Genomic DNA, 24,284 nt, shown 5'->3' on the forward strand with positions numbered 1-24,284 from the left:
GACACGAAAACGGGATCCAACGAAAACCAAAAAACCCTCAAATCGCCCGCGCAATCAACGACAACAAAACCGACAACACCAACGTCGACATAAACGGAAACGAATACTCACGCCCAAAGATCCGCAACGTGAAATCCCCCGGCAACCGCCCGATGCCGATCTTCTTCAGCCACGGCAGCGAGCCGGAAAGAATCGCAAGCGCGATAAACGTCGTGAGCAGCCAGCGGATCATGATCGCGCACTCATAGCGTGTGAGAACGATCGCCCGTCGCGAACGCGTCGAGCGTACCGGGAATGCCGCGAGAAAACGCGATCACCTTGAACAACTCGCCCATCTCCGCTTCCGACAGCAGCTTCTGCACCGCATTCGCCGCGGGTAGAAAGCGCTTCACGTCGGCGGGATCGAGGTCCGCAAGCACATCGGTGATACCGGCGTTCATCAGGAAACGCGCCTGCGACGTGAAGCCGAGCAGATCGGCGCCCGTCTCGATGCCGGCCTCCGCGATGCCCGTAAACTCCACGTGCGCCGTGATGTCCTGCAAACCGGGATACAGAAACGGGTCCGCGTGCGCCCGATGCCGGTAGTGGCACATCAGCGTGCCCGTCGCGCGCTGCGCGTGGTAGAACTCGCGCCGCGGAAATCCATAGTCGATGAAAAACGCCGCGCCGCGCGTGAGCATCCTGCAGACCGTCTTCGTGAACGCGAGCGCGGCCTCGTGCGTCTCGGTGACGTACTCGGCGAACGGCTCGTCGTTGGCTTCGTCGATGGCGGCATCGATCAGTTCGACCTGCGCATCCGGCGCGATCGGCCGGTCGTCGAAGGCCAGGCGATCGTTCAGCACGACAACGCCGCGCTCGTGCCACGCGCCGAGCTTGCGCACCACGAGGCGCACGGGCATCGCATCGAGCACTTCATTGCCGATCACGACGCCTTCGAACGCGTCGGGCAGCGCGTCGAGCCATGTCACCTTAGCGGCGAGCGCAGGTGCCTGCTTTTCGATGGTCTCGCGTTGGCGCGCGCGCAACTCGCCGGACAGATCGACGATCGCGTAACTGTCGAACGGCACGTCGAGATCGGCGAGCGCGGTCAGCAAACCCGCCGCGAGCTTGCCGGTGCCCGCGCCAAATTCCATCAGTTGCCGCGTGCCGCTCTGCTGCAACGCCTGCGCGACCGGCCGCGCGAGCGTCGTCGCAAAAAGGGGGGACAGTTCCGGCGCGGTGACGAAGTCGCTGCCGTCTTCCGCGCGGCGGCCGAATTTCATCGCGCCGCCGCTGTAATAGCCCAGACCGGGCGCGTACAGCGCGAGGTCCATATAGCGGTCGAACGGCAGCCAGCCGCCCGCCGCGGCGATGCGTCCGCGCAGCAGGTCGGTCAGCGCTTCGGATTGCGCGAGCGCGTCGGCGCCCGGAGCAGGTAAACTATCGGTTTGTCTGGCATTCGGATTCATCCCAGTATTGTAAATGAGCGCTTCCACGCCGTTTTCTTCCGCCAACTCACCGTCTTCCGGTTCCGTGCCGCGTTCCCGCGCCGTGCTCGTGACCGGCGCGGCAAAGCGCATCGGGCGCGGCGTCGCGCTGGAATTCGCGCGACAGGGCTGGGACGTGGCCGTGCACTACGGCGGATCGGAGCATGAAGCGCGGGAAACCGTCGCGGATATCGCGGCGCTCGGGCGGCGCGCGGTCGCGCTGAAGGCGGATCTGGGCATCGAGGCCGAAGTCGCGCGGCTCGTGCCCGCGTGCGTCGAGGCGTTCGGCGGGCTGAACTGCGTCGTGAACTGCGCGTCGCGTTTCGACGAAGACACGGCCATCGACTTCGGCTACGCAAAACTGCTGGAGATGACCGCCGTCAATGTCGCCGCGCCGTTGACGCTCGCGCGCATGCTGCACGAGATCACGCCCGATGCCGCAGCCGGTGACGACGCGCAACGCGGCGTTGTCATCAACGTGCTGGACCAGAAGCTGTACAACATGAACCCTGATTACCTGTCGTACACGCTGACGAAGGCGGCGCTCGAAAACGCCACCGTCGCGCTCGCGCAGGCGCTCGGGCCGAAGCTGCGCGTCGTCGGCCTCGCGCCGGGCCTCACGCTCATTTCCACCGGGCAGACGCCCGCGTCGTTCGAGGTGGCGCATCGCGTGACGCCGCTGAATCGCGCATCGACGGTTGAAGATGTGGCGCAGGCCGCGTGCTATCTCGCGAACGCGCACGGCGTGACCGGCACGACGCTCGTCGTCGATGGCGGCCAGCATCTCGTGCCGAGCCCGCGCGACGTGATGTACATGTTCGGCTCACGTACGCCTTGAAACGCGCTTATTGAATATTGGAACTCACATGCTTGCCGCACTTTCGCATCCCCGGCTGACCGATTGCCGGCGGCTTTTTCTGCGCAACTACGAAGTGCGCATCAACATCGGTGTGCATGACTTCGAGAAGCGCGGCGAGCAACGCGTCGTGATCAACGTCGAGCTGTATGTGCCGCTCGCGCTGTCGACGCCCGTCGCGGACAAATTGTCCGAAGTCGTCGATTACGACTTCATGCGCTCGACCATCGCCGCGCGCGTGAAGCAGGGCCACATCCATTTGCAGGAGACGCTCTGCGACGACGTCGCCGCCGCCTTGCTCGCGCATCCGGACGTGCGCGCGGTGGCCGTATCGACGGAAAAGCCCGACGTCTATCCCGACTGCGACGCGGTGGGCGTCGAAGTCTTCCGCATCAAAGAGGAACGAGCATGAACGCGCGTGACACGATCGAAGTCGCCGAGGCCCAGAAGCCCGCGCGCGAGGCGCTGACGAAGCGCCAGCAGAAGGAAGCGTACGAGAACAACAAGCTCTACAAGCGCATCGTGCGGCAGGTCGGCGAGGCAATCGGCGACTTCAACATGATCGAGGAAGGCGACAAGGTGATGGTGTGCCTGTCGGGCGGCAAGGACAGCTACGCGATGCTCGAAATCCTGATGCGCCTTCGCGAGCGCGCGCCCATCAACTTCGAGATCGTCGCCGTCAATCTCGATCAGAAGCAGCCGGGCTTTCCGGAGCACGTTCTGCCGGAATACCTGAGCAAGCTCGATATTCCGTTCCACATCGAGAATCAGGACACGTACAGCATCGTCAAGCGTCTCGTGCCGGAAGGCAAGACCACATGTTCGCTCTGCTCGCGCCTGCGCCGCGGCATTCTGTATCGCGTGGCGGGCGAGCTCGGCGCGACCAAGATCGCGCTCGGCCATCATCGCGACGACATCCTGCAGACGCTCCTGCTCAACATGTTCTACGGCGGCAAGCTCAAAGGCATGCCGCCCAAGCTGCAATCCGACGACGGCAAGAACGTCGTGATCCGTCCGCTCGCCTACGTGAAGGAAGTGGATCTGGAGAAGTACGCAGAACTGCGCGAATTCCCGATCATCCCGTGCAATCTGTGCGGCAGCCAGCCGAACCTGAAGCGCGCGGAAATGAAGGCGCTCGTGCGCGAATGGGACAAGCGTTTTCCGGGGCGCGTGGACAATATGTTCAACGCGCTGTCGAACGTGGTGCCGTCGCATCTGATGGACAGCAAACTTTTCCCGTTCGCGGGACTGCGCGCGACGGGCGAGGCGGATCCTCAGGGCGATATCGCGTTCGACGAGGAACCGTGTGCAAGCGAACCGTCAGGATCGGCCGGCGCGGTTTCAATTGTGCAGTTCGACGACCTGTAACCTTTATCCGATAAGGCGCAGCGTGGGTTTCGCCGCATTGCGCCAAAGAGCCGGGTGATATATTGGCGGCTCGTCATACCCAGTAAGGCTTCCTGCAATGAACATCGTGATTCTGGCTGCCGGCATGGGCAAGCGCATGCGCTCCGCCCTGCCGAAAGTGCTCCATTCATTGGCGGGCAAGCCCTTGCTCGCGCACGTCATCGACACGGCCCGGACGCTGTCGCCGACGCGTCTCGTCGTCGTCGTCGGGCACGGCGCCGATAAAGTTCGCGAAGCCGTCGGCGCGCCGGACGTGCAGTTCGCGCTGCAGGACCGGCAACTCGGCACGGGACATGCCGTGCAGCAGGCGCTGCCGCTGCTCGATCCGTCGGTGCCGACGCTCGTGCTGTACGGCGACGTGCCGCTCACGCGCGCAAGCACGCTCAAGCGCCTGATCGATGCCGCGGGCGCAGAGCGCTACGGCGTCCTGACGGTGAGCGTGAACGATCCGACCGGCTACGGGCGCATCGTGCGCGACGCGGCCGGGAAGGTGAAAAAGATCGTCGAGCAGAAGGATGCGAGCGAGGAAGAGCGGCGCATCGCGGAAATCAACACGGGCATCGTGATCACGCCGACGCGCACGCTCGAAACGTGGCTCGCGTCGCTGAAGAACAACAACGCGCAGGGCGAGTTCTATCTGACGGACGTGGTCGAGCGCGCGATCGACGCGGGCGTCGAAGTCGTCACTGCGCAACCGGACGCCGAATGGGAAACGCTCGGCGTGAACAGCAAGATTCAGCTCGCGGAACTGGAGCGCATCCATCAGCGCAACGTGGCGAATGCGCTGCTCGACGCGGGCGTGACGCTGATGGACCCGGCGCGCATCGACGTGCGCGGCACGCTCGAATGCGGCGCGGATGTGTCGATCGACGTGAACTGCGTGTTCGAAGGGCGCGTGACGCTTGCGGACAACGTGACGATCGGCCCGAACTGCGTGCTCCGCGATGCCGTGATCGGCGCGGGCACGCGTGTGGATGCGTACACGCATATCGAAGGCGGCACGACCGGCGCGAACGTCGTGCTCGGGCCGTATGCGCGGCTGCGTCCGGGCGCGAAGCTCGCTGACGAAGCGCACGTCGGCAATTTCGTCGAGGTGAAGAACGCGGTGCTCGGGCACGGCTCTAAGGCGAACCATCTCAGCTACATCGGCGATTCGGATATCGGTGCGCGCGTGAACATCGGCGCGGGCACCATCACGTGCAATTACGACGGCGCGAACAAGCATCGCACGGTAATCGACGACGACGTGTTCGTCGGCTCGGATACGCAACTGGTCGCGCCGGTGCGCGTGGGCCGCGGCGTGACGATCGCGGCGGGCACGACGGTGTGGAAGGATGTCGGTGAAGGCGAGCTGGTCTTGAACGAGAAGACGCAGGTGAGCAAGGCGGGCTACAAGCGCCCGGTGAAGAAGAAGTCGTAAGGCTGTCGAGAAGACTCAGCCCAACGCGCGCGGCGCCTTAAGCACCGCGCTTTCGAATGCAAGTTTCAAAGGATGAACGTCCATGTGCGGAATTGTCGGCGCGGTAGCGCAACGTAACATCGTCTCGGTGCTGGTTGAAGGTCTACGCCGCCTCGAGTATCGCGGCTACGACTCGTGCGGCGTGGCCGTTCTGAGCAACGGCGAGCCGCGCCGCGCGCGCAGCGTCGCGCGTGTGTCCGATCTCGACGCGCAAGTGCGCGATACGAATCTCGGCGGCATGACGGGCATCGCCCACACGCGCTGGGCGACGCACGGCGCACCCGTCACCGACAACGCGCACCCGATCTTCTCGCGCGATACCGTCGCGCTCGTGCACAACGGCATCATCGAGAACTACGAGTCGCTGCGCGAGATGCTCAGGGGCAAGGGCTACGAGTTCGTATCGCAGACGGATACGGAAGTCATCGCGCATCTGATTCACAGCATGTATCGCGGCGACCTGTTCCAGACCGTGCGCGAGGCCGTGAAGCAACTGCACGGCGCGTATGCGATCGCCGTGATGCACCGGAATCAGCCGCACACGGTCGTGGGCGCGCGCCAGGGTTCGCCGCTCGTCGTCGGTGTGGGCGAAGGCGAGAACTTCCTCGCGTCGGATGCGCTCGCGCTCGCCGGCAGCACGGATCGCTTCGCGTTCCTGGAAGAAGGCGATGTCGTGGAGATCGGGCTCGACGGCGTGAAGATCGTCGATCGTGAAGGCGTGCCCGCCGAGCGCGAAGTGCGCGTGGTGACGGCGTATGGCGGCGCGGTGGAACTCGGGCCGTATCGCCACTTTATGCAGAAGGAAATCTTCGAGCAGCCGCGCGCGATCACCGACACGATCCCGCAAGCCGATCAGTTCGATCCGAGCCTCTTCGGCGAAGGCGCGCGCGACGCGTTCGCGGGCGTCGACAGCCTGCTGATCCTCGCGTGCGGCACGAGCTACTACTCGGGTCTGACGGCGAAGTACTGGCTCGAATCGATCGCCAAGATTCCGACGCAGGTCGAGATCGCGAGCGAGTATCGCTATCGCGAGTCGGTGCCGAATCCGAAGGCGCTGGTCGTCACGATCTCGCAATCGGGCGAAACTGCCGACACGCTCGCCGCGCTCAAGCACGCGCAGTCGCTCGGCCACAAGCACACGCTCGCCGTGTGCAACGTCGCGACGAGTGCGATGGTGCGCCAGACCGAGTTCGCGTTCCTGACGCACGCGGGCACGGAGATCGGCGTGGCATCGACGAAGGCATTCACGACGCAGCTCGTCGGATTGTTCGTGCTCGCGGTGACGCTCGCGAAGATGCGCGGTCATGTGAACGCGAAGCAGGAAGCGGCGTATTTCACGCAACTGCGGCACTTGCCGGCGGCGCTGAACAGCGTGCTCGCGCTGGAGCCGCAGATCATCGCGTGGTCGGAGGAATTCGCGCGCAAGGAGAATGCGTTGTTCCTCGGTCGCGGGCTGCACTATCCGATCGCGCTCGAAGGCGCATTGAAGCTGAAGGAAATCTCGTACATCCACGCGGAAGCGTATCCGGCGGGTGAACTGAAGCACGGGCCGCTCGCGCTCGTCACTGAAGCGATGCCGGTTGTGACGGTCGCACCGAACGACACGCTGCTCGAAAAGCTGAAGTCGAACATGCAGGAAGTGCGTGCGCGCGGCGGTGAGCTTTACGTGTTCGCGGATGCGGATACGCGCATCGTCAGCGAGGACGGTATCCATGTGATCCGCATGCCGGAGCACTATGGGGCGCTGTCGCCGATTCTGCATGTGGTGCCGCTGCAGTTGCTGGCGTATCACACGGCTTGTGCGCGTGGGACGGATGTTGATAAGCCGCGGAATTTGGCGAAGTCGGTTACGGTCGAGTGAAGGGCTGCGGCTAGTCTGACGCTTGAGAAAAGCGCCTCTTCGGAGGCGCTTTTTATTTGATTCGACGGCGCACGAAAACATCGACACGAAAGCGCGCCTGTGGACAACCTTGTTGGCACCTCACCGCGTTAACTGTTGGCCATTTCTGAACAACTCGCCGCCTACCGCCGCGGCGCGAAAGTTGTCCAAAGTTCAATCCGAAACCGGATACGCAATACCGGACTTCTTGATTCGGTAAACATCTGATGTAAAACGCGCATCGGAAGTTATCCACCGATTCGCGATGCCCTTGTTAACTACTACCACGTATACATACGAACTCTTTTGTTTACTTAAGGAACGTGTCTGCATTGCTCAAAACCGCAGCGCTCAAGCCGCCGCCGAATGCACCTGTCTCAACCGCTCCCGGCTGTTGCTCAAATGCATGCGCATGGCGGCACGCGCATCTTCCGGATCCTGACGCAGGATCGCCTGATAGATCGCCTTGTGCTCGCCGAGCACGTTGCGCAAGCGCTCGATCTGATCCAGCTCCGCAATCTCCGCTTTACCGAGTCTCGTCCGCGGACTGACGCCGCGTCCCATCTGACTCAGTACATCATAAAAATAGCGATTGCCGCTCGCCCGCGCGATCTGCAAGTGAAACTCGACGTCGTGCTCCAGCACATCCGTGCTTCCGCTCGCCAGTTGTTCCTCGAAACGTTTGAGCGCCGAGGCAATCAGCTTCAGATGCGCATCCGTGCGACGTCGGGCGGCGAGCGCAGCGGCCGCGCCTTCCAGGTCGATGCGAAATTCGATGATCGCCATGATGTCGAGAAGGCTGGACAGATCCGCGTCCGGCAAACGCACCGCTTCGCGATCCTCGGGCGCCCGAATGAACGTGCCGACGCCATGACGCGTTTCGACCACATTCGCCGCCTGCAGGCGCGATACCGCTTCGCGCACGACCGAACGGCTGACCGATAACTGTTTCATCAGCGCGACTTCGGTCGGGATCTTGTCGCCGGGACGGAGGACACCGCGTTCGATATCCTCGAACAAACTTGCGACGACTTTTCCGGTGAGACTGGCCATGGGTATTCACTGCTGTCTGAGTGTGATTCTGTGAAGGTCGATGCTGCTTCGTTGTCGGACGTCTTCGCTTCGCCTAGGATAAAAGCTCGGGCTGGCAAGGCGCGACGGCGCTTACGGATGTCCGACAACACATCTTCCCGCCAGCGGACGTTCCCGTCAATTCGGCCATCTGCAAACGATGATTCATCCTAGAAATAAGACATCGTATAAGTAGAAGAATGGAAACCCTCGGCAAAGTGCCTGAAATACAAGGAAATAAGGGTTAACGCCGCTGTCGTGTAACCTGAAAATAGCGGTACTCTGTGTTAAGACGTCTGATGACATAACGCTCTCGGACGCGCCGCTTTCCAATCAGATCGCCGTCTTCACAGGGAGGCATCATGCCGTCTTCGTCACCGTATCAACCGCTGCCCAACTCATTCCGAACGTCGCTACGCGAACGCAAGAAGCTGATCGGCTGCTGGATGTCGCTTGCGAGCCCGATCGTCACCGAGCTCGTCGGCGTGGTCGGTTTCGACTGGATGCTGCTCGACGCCGAGCACGCGCCGAATGACGCGCTCACGCTCATCCCGCAGTTGATGGCGCTGAAGGACAGCCCGAGCGCGCCCGTCGTGCGCCCGCAGGCGAACGATCCGATCGCGATCAAGAAGCTGCTCGACGCGGGCTTCGTGAATTTCCTGATCCCGTTCGTCGACAACGCCGCGCAGGCCGAGCGCGCCGTCGCCGCGACGCGTTATCCTCCTCTGGGCATCCGCGGCGTGTCGGTTGGGCATCGCGGCAATCGCTACGGCACGGTTTCGAACTACTTCCAGGTGGCGAACGACAACATCAGCGTTGCGGTGCAGATCGAAAGCCGCGCGGCGGTCGAAGCAATCGACGAGATCATCGCGGTCGAAGGCGTCGATGCGCTGTTCGTCGGCCCGTCGGATCTCGCGGCGGCGTATGGTCACCTCGGTAACGCAAACCATCCGGACGTGCAGGCGGCCATCGCACACGTGTTCGAGCGCGCGCACGCGGCGGGCAAGCCGAGCGGCATCCTCGCGCCCGTGCAGGAGGACGCCGAGCGCTATCTCGCGATGGGCTGCACGCTCGTCGCCGTGTGCGCGGACCTCGGCATGCTCAGGAACGCGGCACAGGCCGTCAGGAAACACTTCATCCCGGCGTGAGCGCGGTAAGCGCTATCCTCGACCGGACCGACACCGAAAATCGACATCAAGGAGCGATACATGCAAAAGGCAGGCTTCATCGGACTGGGCATCATGGGCAATCCCATGGCGGCCAATCTTCTCAAGAACGGCGTCCAGCTCGCGGCATTCACGCGTAGCGGCGTGAGCGCCGATCTCACCGGCGCGGGCGCCACGGCATGCGATTCGCCCGCCGCCGTCGCCGAGAAGGCGGATGTGATCTTCGTGATGGTGCCGGACACGCCGGACGTCGAGCGCGTGCTGTTCGGCGAGAACGGCGTCGCGAGCAAGCTGAAGAGCGGTCAGATCGTCGTCGACATGAGCTCGATTTCGCCGATCGCCACGCGCGAGTTCGCCGCGAAAGTGCGCGAGAAGGGCGCCGATTATCTCGATGCGCCCGTGTCCGGCGGCGAAGTCGGCGCGAAGGCCGCGTCGCTCACGATCATGGTCGGCGGCGCGCAGGCTACCTTCGACAAGGTCAAGCCGCTCTTCGACATGATGGGCAAGAACATCTCCCTGATCGGCGAAGTCGGCGCGGGGCAGGTCTGCAAGGTCGCGAATCAGGTGATCGTCGCGGCGACCATCGAGGCGGTCGGCGAGGCATTGCTGCTCGCGTCGAAAGCGGGCGTCGATGCCGAAAAGGTTCGCACCGCGCTGATGGGCGGGTTCGCGTCGTCGCGCATTCTCGAAGTGCACGGCGAGCGCATGACGAAGCGCACCTTCAATCCGGGCTTTCGCATCGAGCTGCATCAGAAGGACTTGAATCTGGCGCTCGCGACCGCTCAGGCGCTCGGCGTCGCGCTGCCGAACACGTCGAACTGCATGCAGCTTTTCAACGCGTGCGCGGCGCACGGCGGCAAGGCGTGGGATCACTCGGGCATGGTGCGCGCGCTCGAAATCATGGCCAATCACGAGATCGGCCAGAAAGCGAAGTAAGCTCTTCCGCAACTTTGGTGCTGCCGGCCCTGCGCCGGCAGCATCGTATCAACGCTTCCCGATTGGCGCGAAATGCCCGATCGCGAAGCCGTCAAACTTTTCCCGTAACGCTCCTTACGCCCACGCGAGATCGATGTCCGCGTGCGCCTTTTTGCGTTCATAGCAGTCGGAACTCTGGCCCCACGGTTACGCACTACTAGTCATCAGACCTCTTAAGTCGAATCTCCGCACGACGGGCTTCATAACAAGTGTTCAACCGTAAAAGCCCGCCAATAAAGGCGAAATAGGAAACGGGTAAACGCGCAATTGGCAGGCGCGGCGGGTAGTCATAGAATGTCATCAGACGACGTACCACATCATTGGCCCGGGAGACGTTTTGAATCCACCTCTTGCCGCACCAACCGCCGACCTGCTCGAATCGGCCAGCTCCAAGGTCAAACGCCACGTGTTGCCCTTGTTCCTCATCATGTTCATCGCGAACTACATCGATCGCGTGAACGTCGGTTTCGTGAACTCGCACATGCAGGCCGATCTCGGCATCGGCGCGGCGGCGTACGGTCTCGGCAGCGGCTTGTTCTTCGTCGGTTATGCGCTTTTCGAAGTGCCGTCGAACGTGCTGATGCAGAAGTACGGCGCGCGTGCGTGGCTCACGCGGATCATGGGGACGTGGGGCATCGTCGCGGCGGCGATGGCCTTCGTCTGGAACGACACGTCGTTCTACGTGCTGCGCTTTCTGCTGGGCATCGCGGAAGCGGGCTTCTTTCCGGGCGTCGTCTACTACTTCACGCAATGGCTGCCGCAGAAGGAGCGCGGCAAGGCGGTCGCCATTTTCCTCGGCGGCTCGGCGTTCGCATCGGTGCTGTCGGGTCCGATTACCGGCAGTCTGCTGTCGATCAGCGGTTTCGGCCTGCACGGCTGGCAGTGGATGTTCCTGATCGAAGGCGGCTTCTCCGTCTTGCTGTGCGGCGCAAGCTGGATGCTGCTGAAATCGCGCATCAGCGATGCGCACTGGCTGACCTCCGGCGAACAACGCGGACTGCAACACGCGATCACGACGGAACAAGCCGAGCGCGAAGCCGCGAGCGGCAGCGCGCACGTCTCCGCGATCAGACTGCTGAAAGATCCGCAGATCGTGCTGTTCTGCTTCCTGTACTTCGCGATCCAGCTAACGATCTACGCGGCGACCTTCTGGCTGCCGACGATCATCCGCAAGATGGGCGGCCTCACCGACTTCCAGGTCGGCCTGTTCAACGCGGTGCCGTGGATGATCGCGATGGTCGCGATGTACTGCTTCGCGCTGCTCTCCGCGCGCTGGCGCTTCCAGCAGGCGTGGCTCGCCGTGGCGCTCGTGATCGCGGCGTGCGGCCTGTTCGCATCGACGACGGGCAACGCGGTGCTCTCGTTCGTCGCGATCTGCTTCTCGGCGATCGGCTTCAAGGCGGCGGCGTCGCTGTTCTGGCCGATTCCGCAGGGCTACCTCGATGCGCGCGTCGCGGCCGGCGTGATCGCTCTCATCAACTCGGTGGGCAATCTCGGCGGCTTCTTCGCTCCCGCGACTTTCGGCTATCTTCAACAACATACGGGTTCGGTGTCGGGCGGCTTGTACGCGCTCGGATTCGCGTCGCTGATCGCGGCTGCCGCAGCCTTCCTCACGCGCAATCGCCGCTCCGACCACTCGCAGGACGGGCACGCGATCCATCGCGGCGCGCACTGACATCACTCGCTCAACTCACAGGATCACGCTCATGTCCACGAAAGCCAATTCCACTCCGAAAGTCACTGAACTGCGCGTCGTGCCCGTTGCTGGCCGCGACAGCATGCTCATGAATCTCTCCGGCGCGCACGGCCCGTTCTTCACGCGCAACATCGTGATCCTGAAGGACAGCGCAGGTAACACGGGCGTCGGTGAAGTGCCGGGCGGCGAAAATATCCGCAAGACGATCGACGATGCGCGCGCCTACGTGGTCGGCCAGTCGATCGGCAACATGCAGGCCGTGCTCAACCAGGTGCGCAAGGCGTTCGCCGATCGCGACGCGGGCGGCCGCGGCCTGCAAACCTTCGATCTGCGCACGACCATTCACGCGGTCACGGCGCTCGAAGCCGCGCTGCTCGATTTGCTCGGCCAGCATCTGGGCGTGCCTGTCGCGGCGCTGCTCGGCGAAGGTCAGCAGCGCGATGAAGTTGAAATGCTCGGCTATCTGTTCTATATCGGCGATCGCAACAAGACGGATCTGCAATACGCGTCCGGCGCGGATGGCCGCGACGACTGGGAGCGCCTGCGCACCGAAGTCGCGCTGACGCCGGAAGCGGTCGTGCGTCTCGCGGAAGCGGCGAAGGCGCGCTACGGTTTCAACGACTTCAAGCTGAAAGGCGGCGTGCTCGCCGGCGACGCGGAAATGGAAGCGGCCACCGCGCTCGCCGAGCGTTTCCCCGAAGCGCGCGTGACGCTCGATCCGAACGGCGCATGGTCGCTCGCCGAAGCGATCCGCCTGTGCCGCGACAAACACGACGTGCTGGCCTACGCGGAAGATCCGTGCGGCGCGGAAAACGGCTATTCGGGCCGCGAAGTGATGGCCGAGTTCCGCCGCGCGACCGGCCTGCCGACGGCGACCAACATGATCGCGACCGACTGGCGTCAGATGGGCCACGCGATCCAGTTGCAATCGGTCGACATTCCGCTCGCCGATCCGCATTTCTGGACGATGCAAGGCTCGGTGCGCGTCGCGCAGATGTGCAACGACTGGGGCCTCACGTGGGGCTCGCACTCGAACAATCACTTCGACGTGTCGCTCGCGATGTTCACGCACGTCGCCGCTGCCGCGCCCGGCAAGATCACGGCGATCGATACGCACTGGATCTGGCAGGACGGCCAGCGTCTGACGCGCGATCCGCTGCAGATCGTCGGCGGCAAGGTGAAGGTGCCGGAAGTGCCGGGTCTGGGCGTCGAGCTGGATATGGACGAAGTGGAGAAGGCGCACGCGCTCTATCAGCAGCACGGCCTCGGCGCGCGCGATGACGGCGTCGCGATGCAGTATCTGATCCCGAACTGGAAGTTCGACAACAAGAAGCCTTGCCTCGTGCGCTGAGGCGCGCCTATTTCTTCAACCGGTCGATGAGCGCGATCGCCGCGGCGGGATTGCGCTCCTTGAAGCCGCTGATGACGTAGAGAAACACATCGCGGGACGCCGCTTTCGGCGCGGGCTTGCCGAAGGTCTGCAAGTCGTCCGGCGAGCCGCCTGCGGCCCACGTTTTCGCGCGCTCGGTCCATCCATCGAGCGCCGCTTTCGCATAGCCCTTCGCCTGCTTTTCCGTCGTGCCCATGATGCGCGCATAGACGAAAGGCGCGGTCACGTCCGCGATTTGCGGATACTTCGAATCCCCCGCGATCACCACCGCGACGCGATACTTTCGCGCGAGAGCGATAAACGCCGGATCGCAAAAACTCTCGTGCCGGACTTCGATCGCGTGACGAATCGCGCGCCCCTCGGCTTTCGCGGGCAGCAGTTCCAGAAAGCGCTCGAAATCGTCGGGATCGAACTTCTTGGTCGTCGCGAATTGCCAGTTGATCGGGCCGAGCTTGTCCTTCAGTTCGAGCACGCCGCTGCCGAAAAAACGCTCGATCGTGTCGCCGGCTTCGGCGAGCACACGGCGATTCGTCGCGTAGCGCGGCGCCTTGAGCGAGAACACGAAATCGTCGGGTGTTTCGTCGCGCCATTTGATGAACGTCGCGGGTTTTTGCGACCCGTAGAACGTGCCGTTCACCTCGATGCTCGTGAGCGCGCGGCTCGCGTGTTCGAGTTCGCGCTTTTGCGCGAGGCCTTCGGGATAAAACGTGCCGCGCCACGGCTCGAACGTCCATCCGCCGATGCCCACGCGGATACGCGCGGTCTTGCTCTTCGATGTAGCCATGAATGCGCTTATTTGCGGCCGACGAGATAGCTGACGCCCTCGGGACCGTACTGCTCCGAGTGCTCGATGTTCGTCGCGAGATGGAAGATGTCGCCCGGGCGATACGTGTTCGCGTCGGCGCCGATGCGGATGGTGAGATCGCCTTCGAGAATCAGCGCCTTGGCTTCGAACGGATGCGCATGAGCGTCCATCGAACCGTTCGGCTCGCGCGTCACGGTGACGACTTCGCGAAAGCCTTCGCTGGCAAGAAGTGCGAGAAATTCGTCGCGGTGCATGATGGCCGTTCCGTAGGAAAAGGGAATGCGCGCCCGCTCGTTTCGAACGGACGCGCCGGGTCACGCACTCATGCTAACGCAGTTGAACTGGCTTCGTTGCGCGCTCAGTTGCCGAAGAAGATGTTGCACTGCGGCCCGCGCGTGCAGGGTTTGGATGCTGCGCTGTCCATCGTGTTCATCGTCGTGGCGCCCGCCGCGCCGCGTGTCATCGGCGCGCCGCCGTACGACATGTCGGTCGATTGGTCCTGTTGCATCGCGCTTTGCTGAGGCGCGCCGGGATCGGTCCAGGTATCGGCGGTGGCCTGTCCTGGGACCTGTGCGGTGCGATAGTAGGTCTGCTGGGCCGAAGCGATGCCGGCAGTAGCGAGTAACGAGGCGGCGAGCACCGCCATGGCGATACGAGATTTCATGTCGACTCCTTGATCGGAAGGCGCGCTCGCGTGATTGACGCGTAACGCTTTTCGCTGATTCGGAACGTTGGACCGCACGGAACGTGCCACGTGTGCTGCATGTGCCATGCGTGGCGCGCGGGCCGGACGGTCATCGGCGCCGGTTCACGGCGAGGCTGCGTTTGCCGTGGCCGGTTCCCGAACTTTTTGATGTGCGATTCACGCACGGCATCTCGCCGATGCTATGCAGACGGAGCGCCGGTGCGCTTGCCGGCGAAAGGGGACCCGCAGGTCCGCAGAAGACGCATGCCGCGCTGCACACTTCGTTATAGGCCGTGGATGTCCGAATGAACAGCACAATTGATCTTGCATCCCCGACACGGTCGCGCGCGTGACATGAGGCTGTCGGTCGCGTCATCGCGGCTTCGGTTCTAGAATGCGAGCCGTGCATCACGCTTACTCACGAACGCAGGGACATCGCGACAATGACCGTCACCATCTACCACAATCCGAAGTGTGGAACCTCGCGCAACACGCTCGAACTGATCCGCAACGCGGGAATCGAGCCGACGGTGATCGAGTACCTGACGCATCCGCCGAGCCGCGAATCGCTCGTCGCGCTGATCGCCCGCGCGGGGCTTTCCGTGCGCGAAGCGTTGCGCGAGAAGGGCACGCCGTATGCCGAACTCGGCCTCGACGATCCGAGCCTCACCGACGATCAGCTCATCGACGCGATGCTCGCGCATCCGATCCTCATCAACCGGCCGTTCGTCGAAACGCCGAAGGGCGCGCGGCTGTGCCGTCCGTCGGAGCTCGTGCTCGACATCCTGCCCGAGGCGCAGAAAGGACCGTTCACGAAAGAGGACGGCGAAGTCGTCATCGATGCATCCGGCAAGCGCGTGCGGTAAAGCACATTCGCTCTGGCTGACCGTTACCTGACGTTACCTTTCTGGCAAACCCGTTGCACCTGTATCCGGCATCGCTTTTTAGACTGCACTGACTCACAGAGCACTCGGTGCAAGGAGAAAGCGACATGAAGAAGAAACTTCTTGGAACGGCTATCGGGCTGGCGGGGATCGTGGCACTGGCAATGTCGGCATCGGCGAATGCACATGTCGATGTCGCGGTGGGCGTCGGCGTGCCGGTGTACGCGCAGCCCGCGGTGCCGGTCGGCTATTACGGATATGGCGATGGTTACGGCTACCGTCGCGATGACTGGCGCGAGCGCGAATGGCGCCGTCACGAATGGCGCGAGCGCCGCTGGCATCACGAGATGCGCCGCGAGGAGCGCTGGCGCGACCGTCACGGGTGGTAAAACGCGTGAAATCGCGTAATCGAACGCGGCGGGCCGAAAGGCTGCGCCGCGTTTTTGCGTTCGATGCGCGACCGCATGCCGCACGCCGGACCGTTCAAGGTGCGCCCGATCGTGCCGTAAATACGTGAGCGATATCGGATACTCGTGCTTCTTTCGCCGCGATCCCTTTGCGCGAAACGCCGTCTTCCTTCAGCACGAGCGATATCCCGTCACTTTCAGCGATGTTCAGTCCCGTCAGCATCCTCGTCGTCACCGCGCTATCGAGCATCCTCTCGATACTGGTGCTGATTTCGCTGCTCTCGCATGCGATCGCGGGCGTGCGGCGCTGGCTTCTCGCGAATGTGCTCGCAATCGGTTCGCTCGTGCTCTTCGCCGCGCAGAACGTCGCGCCCGCGTGGCTCGGCATCGTCGTGGCGAACCAGTTGCTCGCCGCGACGATCCTGCTCATCTACGAAGGCTGCAACGATTTCTTCGAGGTGCGCATGCGTCACGCCCAGCGCTGGACCGGCTGGATCATGTGGCTCGGCGTGATGGCGGGCATCGCGTACTTCACCTATGTCGTGCCGGATGTGCACGTGCGCGTGGTGATCGTGTCGGCGTTTCATGCCGCCTGCTGTCTCGCGATCGCCGGCCGCGTGCTGCTGGCGCGCCCGAAAGACCGGCCGCGCTACAACTATTTGTTCGTCGTCGGCGCGGCCGCGCTCGGCGCGTTCGGCCACACGGTGCGCGGCGCGATCTACGCCGTGAATCCGCCCGCGCAGGCCGCGCTGCTGCAGCCCGGGCCGATGCAGATCACGTTTCTCGCGCTCGGCATTCTGGTGTTGCCGTCGCTGTGCATCGGCCTCGTGATGATGGCGCACGACCGGCTCGCGCAGCGGCTCGAACGGCTCGCGCGCTTCGACGATCTCACCGGCGCGCTGTCGAGAAAAGCATTTCTGGCCACGGCGGCCGAGCGTCTCGCGCGCGCCGGACAGAAGCGCGGCCGCGAGTATGTCGCCGTCGTCGATGTCGATCATTTCAAGAGCGTCAACGACCGCTACGGTCACGCGGCGGGCGACGAAGTGCTGCGCCATTTCGCGTCGATCGTGCGAGCGCGCATTCGCGATGACGATGCGTTCGGGCGCATCGGCGGCGAGGAGTTTTGCCTGTTCTGCACGGCGGAGCGTATCGAGGATGTCACCGCGCTCGTCGAGCGTCTGCGCAAGACGGTCGAGGCGACGCCCTGCGACGTACCCGGCGGCGTGCTGCATTACACCTTCAGCGCGGGCATCGCGGCGTGGGACGGGCGCGAGCCGCTCGCGTCGCTGATGGCGCGCGCCGACGGCCTGCTCTATGCCGCGAAGGTCGCGGGCCGCAATCGCGTGAAGGCGCCCGTCGCGGACGCGCTCGCTTAAACCTCTTCGACGTCGCCGTACTTCTGGCGCTCGTCTTCCGGCTTGCTCATCCAGCGTCGCAGAAGACGCTTCTCGACGACGCGCCCGATCGTCATCAGCGCGATCATCAGGATCATCGCGATGAACGCGACGCTCCACACGCCCAGCCCGCACACGATGCCGACGGCCGCCGTCACCCAGATCGACGCCGCCGTGGTCAGCCCGCGCACGCGGTTCTCGCGCGGATTCTGCAGGATCACGCCCGCGCCGAGAAAGCCGACGCCGGTCACGATGCCCTGCACGGCGCGGGAGACGCCCGTGTCGTCGGAGGGCGTCATCGAGAAACCTTGCGCGCACATCGTCGCGATGCACGCACCGAGCGACACGAGCCCGAGCGTCTTCATGCCGGTCGGCTTGCCGTGCAGATCGCGGTCGATGCCGATGATGCAGCCGATCAGCATCGCGCTCAGCATGCGCAACACGGCGTCGACGAGAAGAGGGTAGGGAAGCATCGGTGCGAGAAGGTAACCGTAAGCCGCATCATCTTCGCACGGGCGGAAACACGCGCGCAATTTTGGCGCGCTAACGTGGACGATGCGAAAGCAAAAAGCGAGGAGACGAAGTGAGCCAACTGCCCAAATTCACGATGGTCGATGCCGCGCCGACGCCCGTCGGCCCTTTCTCGCATGCGGCCGAAGCGGACGGCTGGGTGTTCCTCACCGGCCAGATGCCGACCGATCCGAACGACGATGCCGCGCCGCTGCCCGAAGGCGTCGCGGCGCAGACGCGTCGCGTGATGGACAACCTGAGTCTCGTGCTGAACGGCGTGGGGCTGACGCTCGACAACGTGGTCAGCGTGCGCATCTTCCTGACCGAATTCAAGCGCGATTACGACGCGATGAACGCCGTGTATCGCTCGTACTTTCTGCCGAAGCCGCTGCCGGCGCGCACGTGCATCGGCGTGACGGGGCTTGCGCGCGATGCGCTCGTCGAGATCGATTTCGTCGCCAAACGTCCGTAGGCGGCTTCACTTGCGCTTCGACGCATCGACCCAGCGGAAGGTGAGATTGATGCGTTCGCCGCGCGCGCCCGGCTCCTTCGGCACGCGATGCACCCATTCCTGCTGCGTGCGTCCGCGCATCACGAGCAGGCTGCCGTGCGTGAGCGCCAGCGTGTGCGTGGCATGCGTGCGCGCGTGACGGAATTCGAAAGTGCGCGTCGCGCCCAGACTCACCGATGCGATCACCGGTTCCGGGCCGAGTTCGCGTTCCTTGTCGGCGTGCCAGCCCATGCTGTCGAGGCCGCCGCGGTAGCGGTTCAGCAGCACGCTGTTGAAGCGCGCACCGCACGCGGTTTCGGCGCGCTCGCGCAGAAGCGCGACGGCGGGCGTCCACGGCTGCGGCACGTTGCGGATGCCCGAATAGACATAGACCGCGTCCGGCTCGCCTTGCCACGCCGTCAGGCGCGGCAGCGGCACGCGGCCGCCGGGCGTCGTCATCGTGTCCTGCTGCCAGCCGACTTCCGCGATCAGCGCGCCCATCAGATCGGAGCCTTCGTCGGCATCGATCCAGTCCGGATGCCACACGATGTCGGGCGTGGGAATGTCGTCGAAGAGATCGAACATGGCTGTGTTGCGGGACGGCAGCGGATGAAGCATTCACGATAGCAGAGCCGTCGCGCACCGTGATTGCTGGCTCATTTTCCGGCACGCAAACACGCTGTGCTACATTTCCCGAAACCATCTCAAAAAAGTCGGGCGAGGGCCGGAACACCGGTTTTCGCGCGGCGACGACTCACGGGGAATCACATGAACATCACCGCCGAAGCAAGCGGCGGCGCGGCGCCGGGCCGCCGCATTCTGCTCGTCGACGACAGCGACGACGCGGCGCTTGCCATGTCGATGCTGCTCGAAGCGCTCGGCCACGAAGTGCGCACCGAGCATGACGGCCCGCGCGCGCTCGCATCGATCGACGATTTCAAACCGGATGTGGTCGTGCTCGATATCGGCTTGCCGGGCATGAGCGGCTTCGATGTCGCGCGCGAAATGAGAAAGCGCGAGGCGACCAGAAGTGTGTTGCTGCTCGCGTTGACCGGCTGGGGCAGCGAAGCCGACCGTCAGAGCGCGCTCGACGCGGGCTTCGATCATCATCTGACGAAGCCTGTCGACGTCACCGATCTGGAAGCGCTGCTCGCCCGACCGCGAGCGTAAGCGCTTTTCTATTCCACGCGCAGCCGCGCCATATACGGCAGGTGATCCGAGAGCCACGCCGTGTCCTGCGTCGGGATGAGCCATTCGACCGGCTTCAGGCCGCGCACGAACATCTTGTCGAGCGCGAGCGCGGGCGAAAACGCCGGAAACGTGCGGCCCGATTCGCCGAGCATCGTCGCGACTTCGTGCATGCCAAGCTCGCCGAAGAGCGGCACGGAGTCGTTGCGCCAGTCGTTGAAATCGCCCGCGAGCACGAGCGGACCTTCCGGCGCTTCCTTCGCGATCCAGTGCGCGATCCAGTTCATTTGACGCAGCCGCGCCTGACGCGTCAGCGCGAGATGCGCGCACAGCAGCGTGATCGACTGCCCGGCGAACGTCGCGCGTGCGACCAGCAACCCGCGCTTTTCGAAGCGGTGCGCCGAGATGTCCCAGCGCCCGGAAAGATCGAGCGGATGCGGCGAAAGAATCGCGTTGCCGTGCCGCCACGATGGCTTGAACACGTTCGGGCCGAGCGCGATCTGCAATTCGAGCGCGGTAGCGATCTCGGTCGCCTGGCAATGCCAGACATCGTCGAGCGGCGCATTGAGCGGCTTGCCGAAGCCGCTTGCGAGCATGGGCTGCGGCATGCGCCGCGCCATCGCTTCCTGAAGAAAATAGACGTCCGCGTTGGTGGTCTGAACCCACCGCTGCATCGCGGTCCACGCGCGCAGGCCGAGGGGCGATCGTCCCTTGTGCAGATTCCAGCTCACCGCCGTGAAATCCGGCGTGGCCGAACGAGTGGACGGACCTGGCGGAAGATGTTCTGGGTTTCGCATGCGTTCTTTGTCTTGAGCGGCGGCCTTTGAAGGCTATGTCACCGCGGTTGTCATTGCGCCGCCGTCGATGAACCCAGGCTCGCGCGCACCCGATAGGCGAGCGACGGGTTGCTGTCGATGATCTGCCATTGCCCCCATTCGCCCGGCTTGAGCACGAGGCCCGGATGCGAACCGCTCACCTGACGCGGCACCGGCGGCAGCTTGCAACCGGAGGACGTCACACGCGTGCTGTCCTCCTGCAAGGTTTCCTGCGCGTCGATGGCGAGCGTGACGTCGTCGGCGCTGGCGTGCGTCGGCGAAACGGTGATCGTGCGTTGCAGGTCGATATCGCCCGCGGGCTGATCCGCGCAGCCGACGCGGTTCTGCACCTTGTTGTGATGCGTATCCGTGCGCGCCTGGCCGACGTTCGTCGTGCCGGAAAACGAGTCGATCTGTTGGCCGTCGCGCACGACCTGCAATTCCCACGTCACCGGCTGCGATGCCGTCGTTTGCGCATACGCGCCGAGCGTGGCGAAACACGCGAGCGTCACGAGCGCGGTATTCAAAAGAGCGGTGCGTATCGTTTTATGCATTGAAAGCGACTCCTGCGCGCGGACTGTTCGGATGGCGGCGCGCTTCGAATAGCGCCCGCCGGATCGGCGATCCTCGGCGACTTCCTTGTGACATGACGGTGCGGGCCGGGTTCAGCCGCCCGCTGAAATACACGTCTGAGGGCAGAGCAGATTTCGAACCCGCTCACTGTCTCGATCCCGACGATGATACTAGCGCGCGCCGATCGTGGCTTTATCGGGGAAAACGGGCGTCCGGATTAGCAGCACACGTGTGCGACTGCTCGCTTGCACGCGGTTTTGGCGTCGATACACTGGACTCGTCGACCATAAAAAATGACGGGGTGTGACATGACGACAGCCGTGGTCAAACAGGAACTGGCGGTGGCGTCGTTCAGCAAGGTCTACAGTCTCGACGATGTGGAATCCGCGCTCAACGATCTGTCCGAAGGCGCGAGCGACGCCTTGCGCGCTACCTACGAAAAGATGCTCAAGGTGGGCAATCTGCGCTTTTGCGTGAAGCCGAACCGCATGCCGTCCGTCGACGATCTCGCCGCCGATCTGCCGAATTTCGAAGAGCCGCTCGCCGATATCCGCAAGCAGATCGCGCTGTGCCTCGAAACCGAGGATCGCCTCGAACTCATGCCGATGCTGCTGCTCGGCGAGCCGGGCATCGGTAAGACGCATTTCGCGAAGCAGCTCGCGCGGTTGCTCGGCACGTCCAGTCATTACGTGGCGATGAGCTCGCTCACGGCGGGCTGGATTCTGTCGGGCGCGTCGTCGCAGTGGCGCAATGCCAAGCCCGGCAAGGTCTTCGACGCGCTCGTCAACGGCAGCTATGCGAATCCCGTGATCACCGTCGATGAAATCGACAAGGCCACCGGCGACGCGCAATACGATCCGCTCGGCGCGCTCTACGCGCTGCTCGAACACGACACGGCGCAGACTTTCATCGATGAATTCGCCGAAGTGCCGATCAACGCGGGCAATGTCGTGTGGATCGCCACGGCCAACGACGCGCGCGCGATTCCCGAGCCGCTCATGAACCGCATGAACGTCTACGAGATTCCGCCGCCGGATCGCGACGGCGCGCGACGCATTGCGCAGTCGATTTACGCCGAAATCCGCAATGCCCACGCTTGGGGCGCGCGCTTCCCGGAAACGCTCGGCGATGCGCCGCTCGATGCGCTCGCGCAGGCGTCGCCGCGCGGCATCCGGCGCGCGATTCTCAACGCGTTCGGCAACGCGCGTATCGACCAAAGGCATCACATCGAGGCGCGCGACATCCAGCTCGACCGCAATTCGCGCAAGAAAGCGATCGGTTTCTAAAAAACCTTCGATCGCGAATTTGCCAAAAAGGCCGCCAAAACCTGTCATTTTTGACATCTGGCGGCCAGATTCTTGCCTTTTTCTGAATTACACCGGAAAGCGGTAGGATCGATGTGCGTTTGTTGTGTATTCCGCAATAGTCCCGAACGTAAAATAGTTGGGGTGTATCTGCGGCGGAAAAAAGACATGGATCGGATCGAGTGCGTAGTAATCGGAGCGGGCGTCGTCGGACTGGCGATCGCTCGCGCCCTGGCAATGCGCGGACGCGAAGTCATCGTGCTGGAATCGGGCGAGGGCATCGGCATCGGTACGAGTTCGCGCAACAGCGAGGTGATTCACGCGGGCATCTACTATCCGCGCGGATCGCAGAAGGCCGAGTTGTGCCTGCGCGGGCGCGACATGCTCTACGAGTTCTGCCGTGAGCACGGCGTGCCGCACCGGCAATGCGGCAAGCTGCTCGTCGCCACCGCGCGCAATCAGGTGCCGCAACTGGCGGCGCTGCAGCAGAAGGGCATCGAGAATCGCGTCAAGGGGCTGGAACGCATCAGCGGGGCGCAGGCGGCGGAGATGGAGCCGCAACTGCAATGCGTCGAGGCGGTGTGGTCGCCGCTGACAGGTATCGTCGACAGTCATCAGTACATGCTCGCGCTACAGGGTCAGGCGGAGAATCACGGCGCGAACATCGTGTTCCATACGCCGGTCGCTTCCATCGATGCGCGCGAGGGCTGCTTCATCGTCGAGACGGGCGGCGAGTCGCCCGCGCGTTTCCGGGCGTCGTATCTGATCAACAGCGCGGGACTGCATGCGAACGCGATCGCGCGCAGTATTCGCGGCCTCGACGACCGCCACGTGCCGCCGCTCTACTTCGCCAAGGGCAATTACTTCAGCGTGAGCGGACGCGCGCCGTTCGAGCGGCTGATTTATCCGATGCCCAACGAAGCGGGCCTCGGCGTGCATCTCACGATCGATCTCGGCGGGCAGGCGAAGTTCGGCCCGGACGTCGAATGGGTGCAGGCGCTCAATTACGATGTCGATCCGCGCCGCGCCGATTCCTTCTACGCCGCGATTCGCGCGTACTGGCCCGGTCTGCCCGACGACGCATTGCAGCCCGCCTACGCGGGCATCCGGCCGAAGCTCTCAGGTCCGGGTCAGGCCGCGGCGGATTTCGTGATTCAGGGCAAGTCGGCGCACGGCGTGCCGGGGCTCGTGAACCTGTTCGGCATCGAATCGCCGGGATTGACCGCATCGCTCGCGATCGCCGAGCGCGTGGCGGACATGGCGCGCTAGCTTACATGCGACTTTCCGCCGTCCCTTATCTCTAACATTTGGCGTCGTCGCGTCGCTCGCAGGTTGTTATGCTCGGATTTCGCCGTCGCCCAAGAACGGCGCTATTCCCCCAATACAACATGGAGCGAGTCACCATGAAGACATCACGTCGCGCGTTTCTCATCACCAGCGCAGGCGTCGCCTCGACGTTCGCGCTCGGCTCCCGGGCAGCCTTCGCCGCCGACGCGCCGAAAGTCGCCGAGAGCGATCCCACCGCGCAGGCACTCGGCTACAAGGAAGACGCGAGCAAGGTCGACAAGGCCAAGTTCGCGAAGTACGCCGCCGGGCAGGACTGCGGCAACTGTCAGTTCTATCAGGGCAAGCCGACGGACGCCTTCGCGCCGTGCCCGATGTTCAGCAACAAGCAGGTCGCATCGAAGGGCTGGTGCAGCGCGTATGTGAAGAAGGCATAAGCGCAAAGGACATCGCACGAAAAGCGCGCCCGGCCGAAAGGCCCGGCGCGCTTTTCTTCGTTCGCAATTCGCTTGATCGCGATAAAAACCGTCTTTACACTCGCCAAGGCAAAAAGAGCCGCGCGTGCGCATCTTTAGATTGA

27 protein-coding genes are annotated in these 24,284 nt (G+C 63.7%); 17 read left to right on the plus strand and 10 right to left on the minus strand.

The genetic code is table 11. From position 1 onward, the window contains the following. Nucleotides 1-37: 37 nt before the first annotated feature. Both PQR08_RS34840 and PQR08_RS34845 read right to left on the minus strand, forming a co-directional pair. The gene (locus tag PQR08_RS34840) at nt 38-232 is read right to left on the minus strand and encodes a DUF2905 domain-containing protein (protein ID WP_238217980.1); all 195 of its coding nucleotides are present in this window, start codon (nt 230-232) and stop codon (nt 38-40) included. Between the two features lie 10 nt (nt 233-242). Then, entirely contained in the window at nt 243-1,448 is a 1,206-nt protein-coding gene (locus tag PQR08_RS34845) for a class I SAM-dependent methyltransferase (protein WP_408163897.1), read from the minus strand. Between the two features lie 13 nt (nt 1,449-1,461). Here PQR08_RS34845 and PQR08_RS34850 point away from each other — a divergent pair, with 13 nt between their 5' ends. From PQR08_RS34850 to glmS, 5 genes are all read left to right on the plus strand, one after another. Next, nucleotides 1,462-2,304, plus strand: a complete 843-nt coding sequence (locus PQR08_RS34850) for an SDR family oxidoreductase (protein ID WP_408163898.1) — start codon at nt 1,462-1,464, stop codon at nt 2,302-2,304. A gap of 28 nt (nt 2,305-2,332) precedes the next feature. Then, nucleotides 2,333-2,734: a dihydroneopterin aldolase gene (locus PQR08_RS34855; RefSeq protein WP_250482727.1), complete on the plus strand. Its 402-nt coding sequence runs from the start codon at nt 2,333-2,335 to the stop codon at nt 2,732-2,734. Next, entirely contained in the window at nt 2,731-3,690 is a 960-nt protein-coding gene (gene ttcA / locus PQR08_RS34860) for a tRNA 2-thiocytidine(32) synthetase TtcA (RefSeq protein ID WP_250482726.1), read from the plus strand. Before PQR08_RS34855 ends, ttcA begins: the two co-directional genes overlap by 4 nt. Nucleotides 3,691-3,787: 97 nt before the next feature. Then, entirely contained in the window at nt 3,788-5,149 is a 1,362-nt protein-coding gene (gene glmU / locus PQR08_RS34865; protein ID WP_408163901.1) for a bifunctional UDP-N-acetylglucosamine diphosphorylase/glucosamine-1-phosphate N-acetyltransferase GlmU, read from the plus strand. An 82-nt stretch (nt 5,150-5,231) separates the two neighbouring features. Continuing rightward, nucleotides 5,232-7,049 (plus strand): glutamine--fructose-6-phosphate transaminase (isomerizing), encoded by a 1,818-nt coding sequence (glmS, locus tag PQR08_RS34870; protein WP_408163902.1) that lies wholly within the window; start codon nt 5,232-5,234, stop codon nt 7,047-7,049. A 369-nt stretch (nt 7,050-7,418) separates the two neighbouring features. On the opposite strand, the gene PQR08_RS34875 is transcribed toward glmS, so the two are convergent. Continuing rightward, complete coding sequence (locus PQR08_RS34875; RefSeq protein WP_408163904.1) at nt 7,419-8,120, minus strand: FadR/GntR family transcriptional regulator; 702 nt, start codon at nt 8,118-8,120, stop codon at nt 7,419-7,421. Nucleotides 8,121-8,500: 380 nt separating this feature from the next. On the opposite strand from PQR08_RS34875, the gene garL reads away from it, so the two are divergent. The 4 genes from garL to gudD all read left to right on the plus strand — a co-directional run bounded on the left by garL (nt 8,501) and on the right by gudD (nt 13,326). After that, entirely contained in the window at nt 8,501-9,286 is a 786-nt protein-coding gene (gene garL, locus PQR08_RS34880; protein ID WP_238217987.1) for a 2-dehydro-3-deoxyglucarate aldolase, read from the plus strand. Between the two features lie 45 nt (nt 9,287-9,331). Continuing rightward, on the plus strand, nt 9,332-10,240 hold the full coding sequence (locus PQR08_RS34885) for a 2-hydroxy-3-oxopropionate reductase (protein ID WP_273591801.1): 909 nt from the start codon (nt 9,332-9,334) through the stop codon (nt 10,238-10,240). A 466-nt stretch (nt 10,241-10,706) separates the two neighbouring features. Continuing rightward, a complete protein-coding gene (locus PQR08_RS34890) occupies nt 10,707-11,954 on the plus strand; it encodes an MFS transporter (RefSeq protein WP_408163937.1) in 1,248 nt (415 codons plus the stop codon). 31 nt (nt 11,955-11,985) lie between these two features. Beyond that, nucleotides 11,986-13,326 carry a glucarate dehydratase gene (gene gudD, locus PQR08_RS34895; protein WP_035509459.1) on the plus strand — a complete coding sequence of 447 codons (1,341 nt, stop codon included), beginning with the start codon at nt 11,986-11,988 and terminating at the stop codon, nt 13,324-13,326. A gap of 7 nt (nt 13,327-13,333) precedes the next feature. Here gudD and PQR08_RS34900 read toward each other — a convergent pair whose 3' ends face one another. The 3 genes from PQR08_RS34900 to PQR08_RS34910 all read right to left on the minus strand — a co-directional run bounded on the left by PQR08_RS34900 (nt 13,334) and on the right by PQR08_RS34910 (nt 14,834). Further along, the gene (locus PQR08_RS34900) at nt 13,334-14,149 is read right to left on the minus strand and encodes a DUF72 domain-containing protein (RefSeq protein ID WP_408163907.1); all 816 of its coding nucleotides are present in this window, start codon (nt 14,147-14,149) and stop codon (nt 13,334-13,336) included. Between the two features lie 8 nt (nt 14,150-14,157). Then, entirely contained in the window at nt 14,158-14,424 is a 267-nt protein-coding gene (locus PQR08_RS34905; RefSeq protein ID WP_408163909.1) for a cupin domain-containing protein, read from the minus strand. 104 nt (nt 14,425-14,528) lie between these two features. Further along, complete coding sequence (locus PQR08_RS34910; protein ID WP_238217991.1) at nt 14,529-14,834, minus strand: hypothetical protein; 306 nt, start codon at nt 14,832-14,834, stop codon at nt 14,529-14,531. Nucleotides 14,835-15,298: 464 nt separating this feature from the next. Here PQR08_RS34910 and arsC point away from each other — a divergent pair, with 464 nt between their 5' ends. The 3 genes from arsC to PQR08_RS34925 all read left to right on the plus strand — a co-directional run bounded on the left by arsC (nt 15,299) and on the right by PQR08_RS34925 (nt 17,522). After that, on the plus strand, nt 15,299-15,721 hold the full coding sequence (gene arsC, locus PQR08_RS34915; protein ID WP_238217992.1) for an arsenate reductase (glutaredoxin): 423 nt from the start codon (nt 15,299-15,301) through the stop codon (nt 15,719-15,721). Nucleotides 15,722-15,846: 125 nt separating this feature from the next. After that, on the plus strand, nt 15,847-16,128 hold the full coding sequence (locus PQR08_RS34920) for a hypothetical protein (protein WP_187606583.1): 282 nt from the start codon (nt 15,847-15,849) through the stop codon (nt 16,126-16,128). Nucleotides 16,129-16,349: 221 nt separating this feature from the next. Beyond that, nucleotides 16,350-17,522 carry a GGDEF domain-containing protein gene (locus tag PQR08_RS34925; protein WP_408163911.1) on the plus strand — a complete coding sequence of 391 codons (1,173 nt, stop codon included), beginning with the start codon at nt 16,350-16,352 and terminating at the stop codon, nt 17,520-17,522. Here PQR08_RS34925 and PQR08_RS34930 read toward each other — a convergent pair. Next, on the minus strand, nt 17,519-18,013 hold the full coding sequence (locus PQR08_RS34930; protein ID WP_238217994.1) for an MgtC/SapB family protein: 495 nt from the start codon (nt 18,011-18,013) through the stop codon (nt 17,519-17,521). The genes PQR08_RS34925 and PQR08_RS34930 overlap by 4 nt on opposite strands. Before the next feature lie 110 nt (nt 18,014-18,123). Here PQR08_RS34930 and PQR08_RS34935 point away from each other — a divergent pair, with 110 nt between their 5' ends. Then, nucleotides 18,124-18,522, plus strand: a complete 399-nt coding sequence (locus PQR08_RS34935; RefSeq protein WP_187606586.1) for a RidA family protein — start codon at nt 18,124-18,126, stop codon at nt 18,520-18,522. Between the two features lie 6 nt (nt 18,523-18,528). Here the strand turns inward: PQR08_RS34935 and PQR08_RS34940 are convergent, their stop codons facing one another. Next, the gene (locus PQR08_RS34940; RefSeq protein ID WP_408163914.1) at nt 18,529-19,125 is read right to left on the minus strand and encodes an alpha-ketoglutarate-dependent dioxygenase AlkB family protein; all 597 of its coding nucleotides are present in this window, start codon (nt 19,123-19,125) and stop codon (nt 18,529-18,531) included. 183 nt (nt 19,126-19,308) lie between these two features. Here PQR08_RS34940 and PQR08_RS34945 point away from each other — a divergent pair, with 183 nt between their 5' ends. Next, nucleotides 19,309-19,710 carry a response regulator gene (locus tag PQR08_RS34945; RefSeq protein ID WP_309881634.1) on the plus strand — a complete coding sequence of 134 codons (402 nt, stop codon included), beginning with the start codon at nt 19,309-19,311 and terminating at the stop codon, nt 19,708-19,710. An 8-nt stretch (nt 19,711-19,718) separates the two neighbouring features. Here the strand turns inward: PQR08_RS34945 and PQR08_RS34950 are convergent, their stop codons facing one another. Then, nucleotides 19,719-20,525 carry an endonuclease/exonuclease/phosphatase family protein gene (locus tag PQR08_RS34950; RefSeq protein WP_238217997.1) on the minus strand — a complete coding sequence of 269 codons (807 nt, stop codon included), beginning with the start codon at nt 20,523-20,525 and terminating at the stop codon, nt 19,719-19,721. Between the two features lie 50 nt (nt 20,526-20,575). Then, nucleotides 20,576-21,097 carry a hypothetical protein gene (locus PQR08_RS34955; RefSeq protein ID WP_238295122.1) on the minus strand — a complete coding sequence of 174 codons (522 nt, stop codon included), beginning with the start codon at nt 21,095-21,097 and terminating at the stop codon, nt 20,576-20,578. Nucleotides 21,098-21,424: 327 nt separating this feature from the next. On the opposite strand from PQR08_RS34955, the gene PQR08_RS34960 reads away from it, so the two are divergent. The 3 genes from PQR08_RS34960 to PQR08_RS34970 all read left to right on the plus strand — a co-directional run bounded on the left by PQR08_RS34960 (nt 21,425) and on the right by PQR08_RS34970 (nt 24,141). After that, entirely contained in the window at nt 21,425-22,402 is a 978-nt protein-coding gene (locus PQR08_RS34960) for an AAA family ATPase (RefSeq protein ID WP_035509429.1), read from the plus strand. A gap of 186 nt (nt 22,403-22,588) precedes the next feature. Then, a complete protein-coding gene (locus PQR08_RS34965; RefSeq protein WP_187606590.1) occupies nt 22,589-23,689 on the plus strand; it encodes an NAD(P)/FAD-dependent oxidoreductase in 1,101 nt (366 codons plus the stop codon). A 134-nt stretch (nt 23,690-23,823) separates the two neighbouring features. After that, nucleotides 23,824-24,141 carry a high-potential iron-sulfur protein gene (locus tag PQR08_RS34970; RefSeq protein ID WP_035509424.1) on the plus strand — a complete coding sequence of 106 codons (318 nt, stop codon included), beginning with the start codon at nt 23,824-23,826 and terminating at the stop codon, nt 24,139-24,141. The last annotated feature ends 143 nt before the right edge of the window (nt 24,142-24,284 follow it).

This window comes from Caballeronia jiangsuensis (genome assembly GCF_046030135.1).
GTDB lineage: Bacteria > Pseudomonadota > Gammaproteobacteria > Burkholderiales > Burkholderiaceae > Caballeronia > Caballeronia jiangsuensis.

Bases quoted from the DNA above. Each gene is read 5' to 3' on its own strand.
- PQR08_RS34840 (WP_238217980.1), bottom strand. From the start codon at position 232: ATGATCCGCTGGCTGCTCACGACGTTTATCGCGCTTGCGATTCTTTCC.
- PQR08_RS34845 (WP_408163897.1), bottom strand. From the start codon at position 1,448: ATGAATCCGAATGCCAGACAAACCGATAGTTTACCTGCTCCGGGCGCC.
- PQR08_RS34850 (WP_408163898.1), top strand. From the start codon at position 1,462: ATGAGCGCTTCCACGCCGTTTTCTTCCGCCAACTCACCGTCTTCCGGT.
- PQR08_RS34855 (WP_250482727.1), top strand. From the start codon at position 2,333: ATGCTTGCCGCACTTTCGCATCCCCGGCTGACCGATTGCCGGCGGCTT.
- ttcA (WP_250482726.1), top strand. From the start codon at position 2,731: ATGAACGCGCGTGACACGATCGAAGTCGCCGAGGCCCAGAAGCCCGCG.
- glmU (WP_408163901.1), top strand. From the start codon at position 3,788: ATGAACATCGTGATTCTGGCTGCCGGCATGGGCAAGCGCATGCGCTCC.
- glmS (WP_408163902.1), top strand. From the start codon at position 5,232: ATGTGCGGAATTGTCGGCGCGGTAGCGCAACGTAACATCGTCTCGGTG.
- PQR08_RS34875 (WP_408163904.1), bottom strand. From the start codon at position 8,120: ATGGCCAGTCTCACCGGAAAAGTCGTCGCAAGTTTGTTCGAGGATATC.
- garL (WP_238217987.1), top strand. From the start codon at position 8,501: ATGCCGTCTTCGTCACCGTATCAACCGCTGCCCAACTCATTCCGAACG.
- PQR08_RS34890 (WP_408163937.1), top strand. From the start codon at position 10,707: ATGTTCATCGCGAACTACATCGATCGCGTGAACGTCGGTTTCGTGAAC.
- gudD (WP_035509459.1), top strand. From the start codon at position 11,986: ATGTCCACGAAAGCCAATTCCACTCCGAAAGTCACTGAACTGCGCGTC.
- PQR08_RS34900 (WP_408163907.1), bottom strand. From the start codon at position 14,149: ATGGCTACATCGAAGAGCAAGACCGCGCGTATCCGCGTGGGCATCGGC.
- PQR08_RS34905 (WP_408163909.1), bottom strand. From the start codon at position 14,424: ATGCACCGCGACGAATTTCTCGCACTTCTTGCCAGCGAAGGCTTTCGC.
- PQR08_RS34910 (WP_238217991.1), bottom strand. From the start codon at position 14,834: ATGAAATCTCGTATCGCCATGGCGGTGCTCGCCGCCTCGTTACTCGCT.
- arsC (WP_238217992.1), top strand. From the start codon at position 15,299: ATGACCGTCACCATCTACCACAATCCGAAGTGTGGAACCTCGCGCAAC.
- PQR08_RS34920 (WP_187606583.1), top strand. From the start codon at position 15,847: ATGAAGAAGAAACTTCTTGGAACGGCTATCGGGCTGGCGGGGATCGTG.
- PQR08_RS34925 (WP_408163911.1), top strand. From the start codon at position 16,350: ATGTTCAGTCCCGTCAGCATCCTCGTCGTCACCGCGCTATCGAGCATC.
- PQR08_RS34930 (WP_238217994.1), bottom strand. From the start codon at position 18,013: ATGCTTCCCTACCCTCTTCTCGTCGACGCCGTGTTGCGCATGCTGAGC.
- PQR08_RS34940 (WP_408163914.1), bottom strand. From the start codon at position 19,125: ATGTTCGATCTCTTCGACGACATTCCCACGCCCGACATCGTGTGGCAT.
- PQR08_RS34945 (WP_309881634.1), top strand. From the start codon at position 19,309: ATGAACATCACCGCCGAAGCAAGCGGCGGCGCGGCGCCGGGCCGCCGC.
- PQR08_RS34950 (WP_238217997.1), bottom strand. From the start codon at position 20,525: ATGCGAAACCCAGAACATCTTCCGCCAGGTCCGTCCACTCGTTCGGCC.
- PQR08_RS34955 (WP_238295122.1), bottom strand. From the start codon at position 21,097: ATGCATAAAACGATACGCACCGCTCTTTTGAATACCGCGCTCGTGACG.
- PQR08_RS34960 (WP_035509429.1), top strand. From the start codon at position 21,425: ATGACGACAGCCGTGGTCAAACAGGAACTGGCGGTGGCGTCGTTCAGC.
- PQR08_RS34965 (WP_187606590.1), top strand. From the start codon at position 22,589: ATGGATCGGATCGAGTGCGTAGTAATCGGAGCGGGCGTCGTCGGACTG.
- PQR08_RS34970 (WP_035509424.1), top strand. From the start codon at position 23,824: ATGAAGACATCACGTCGCGCGTTTCTCATCACCAGCGCAGGCGTCGCC.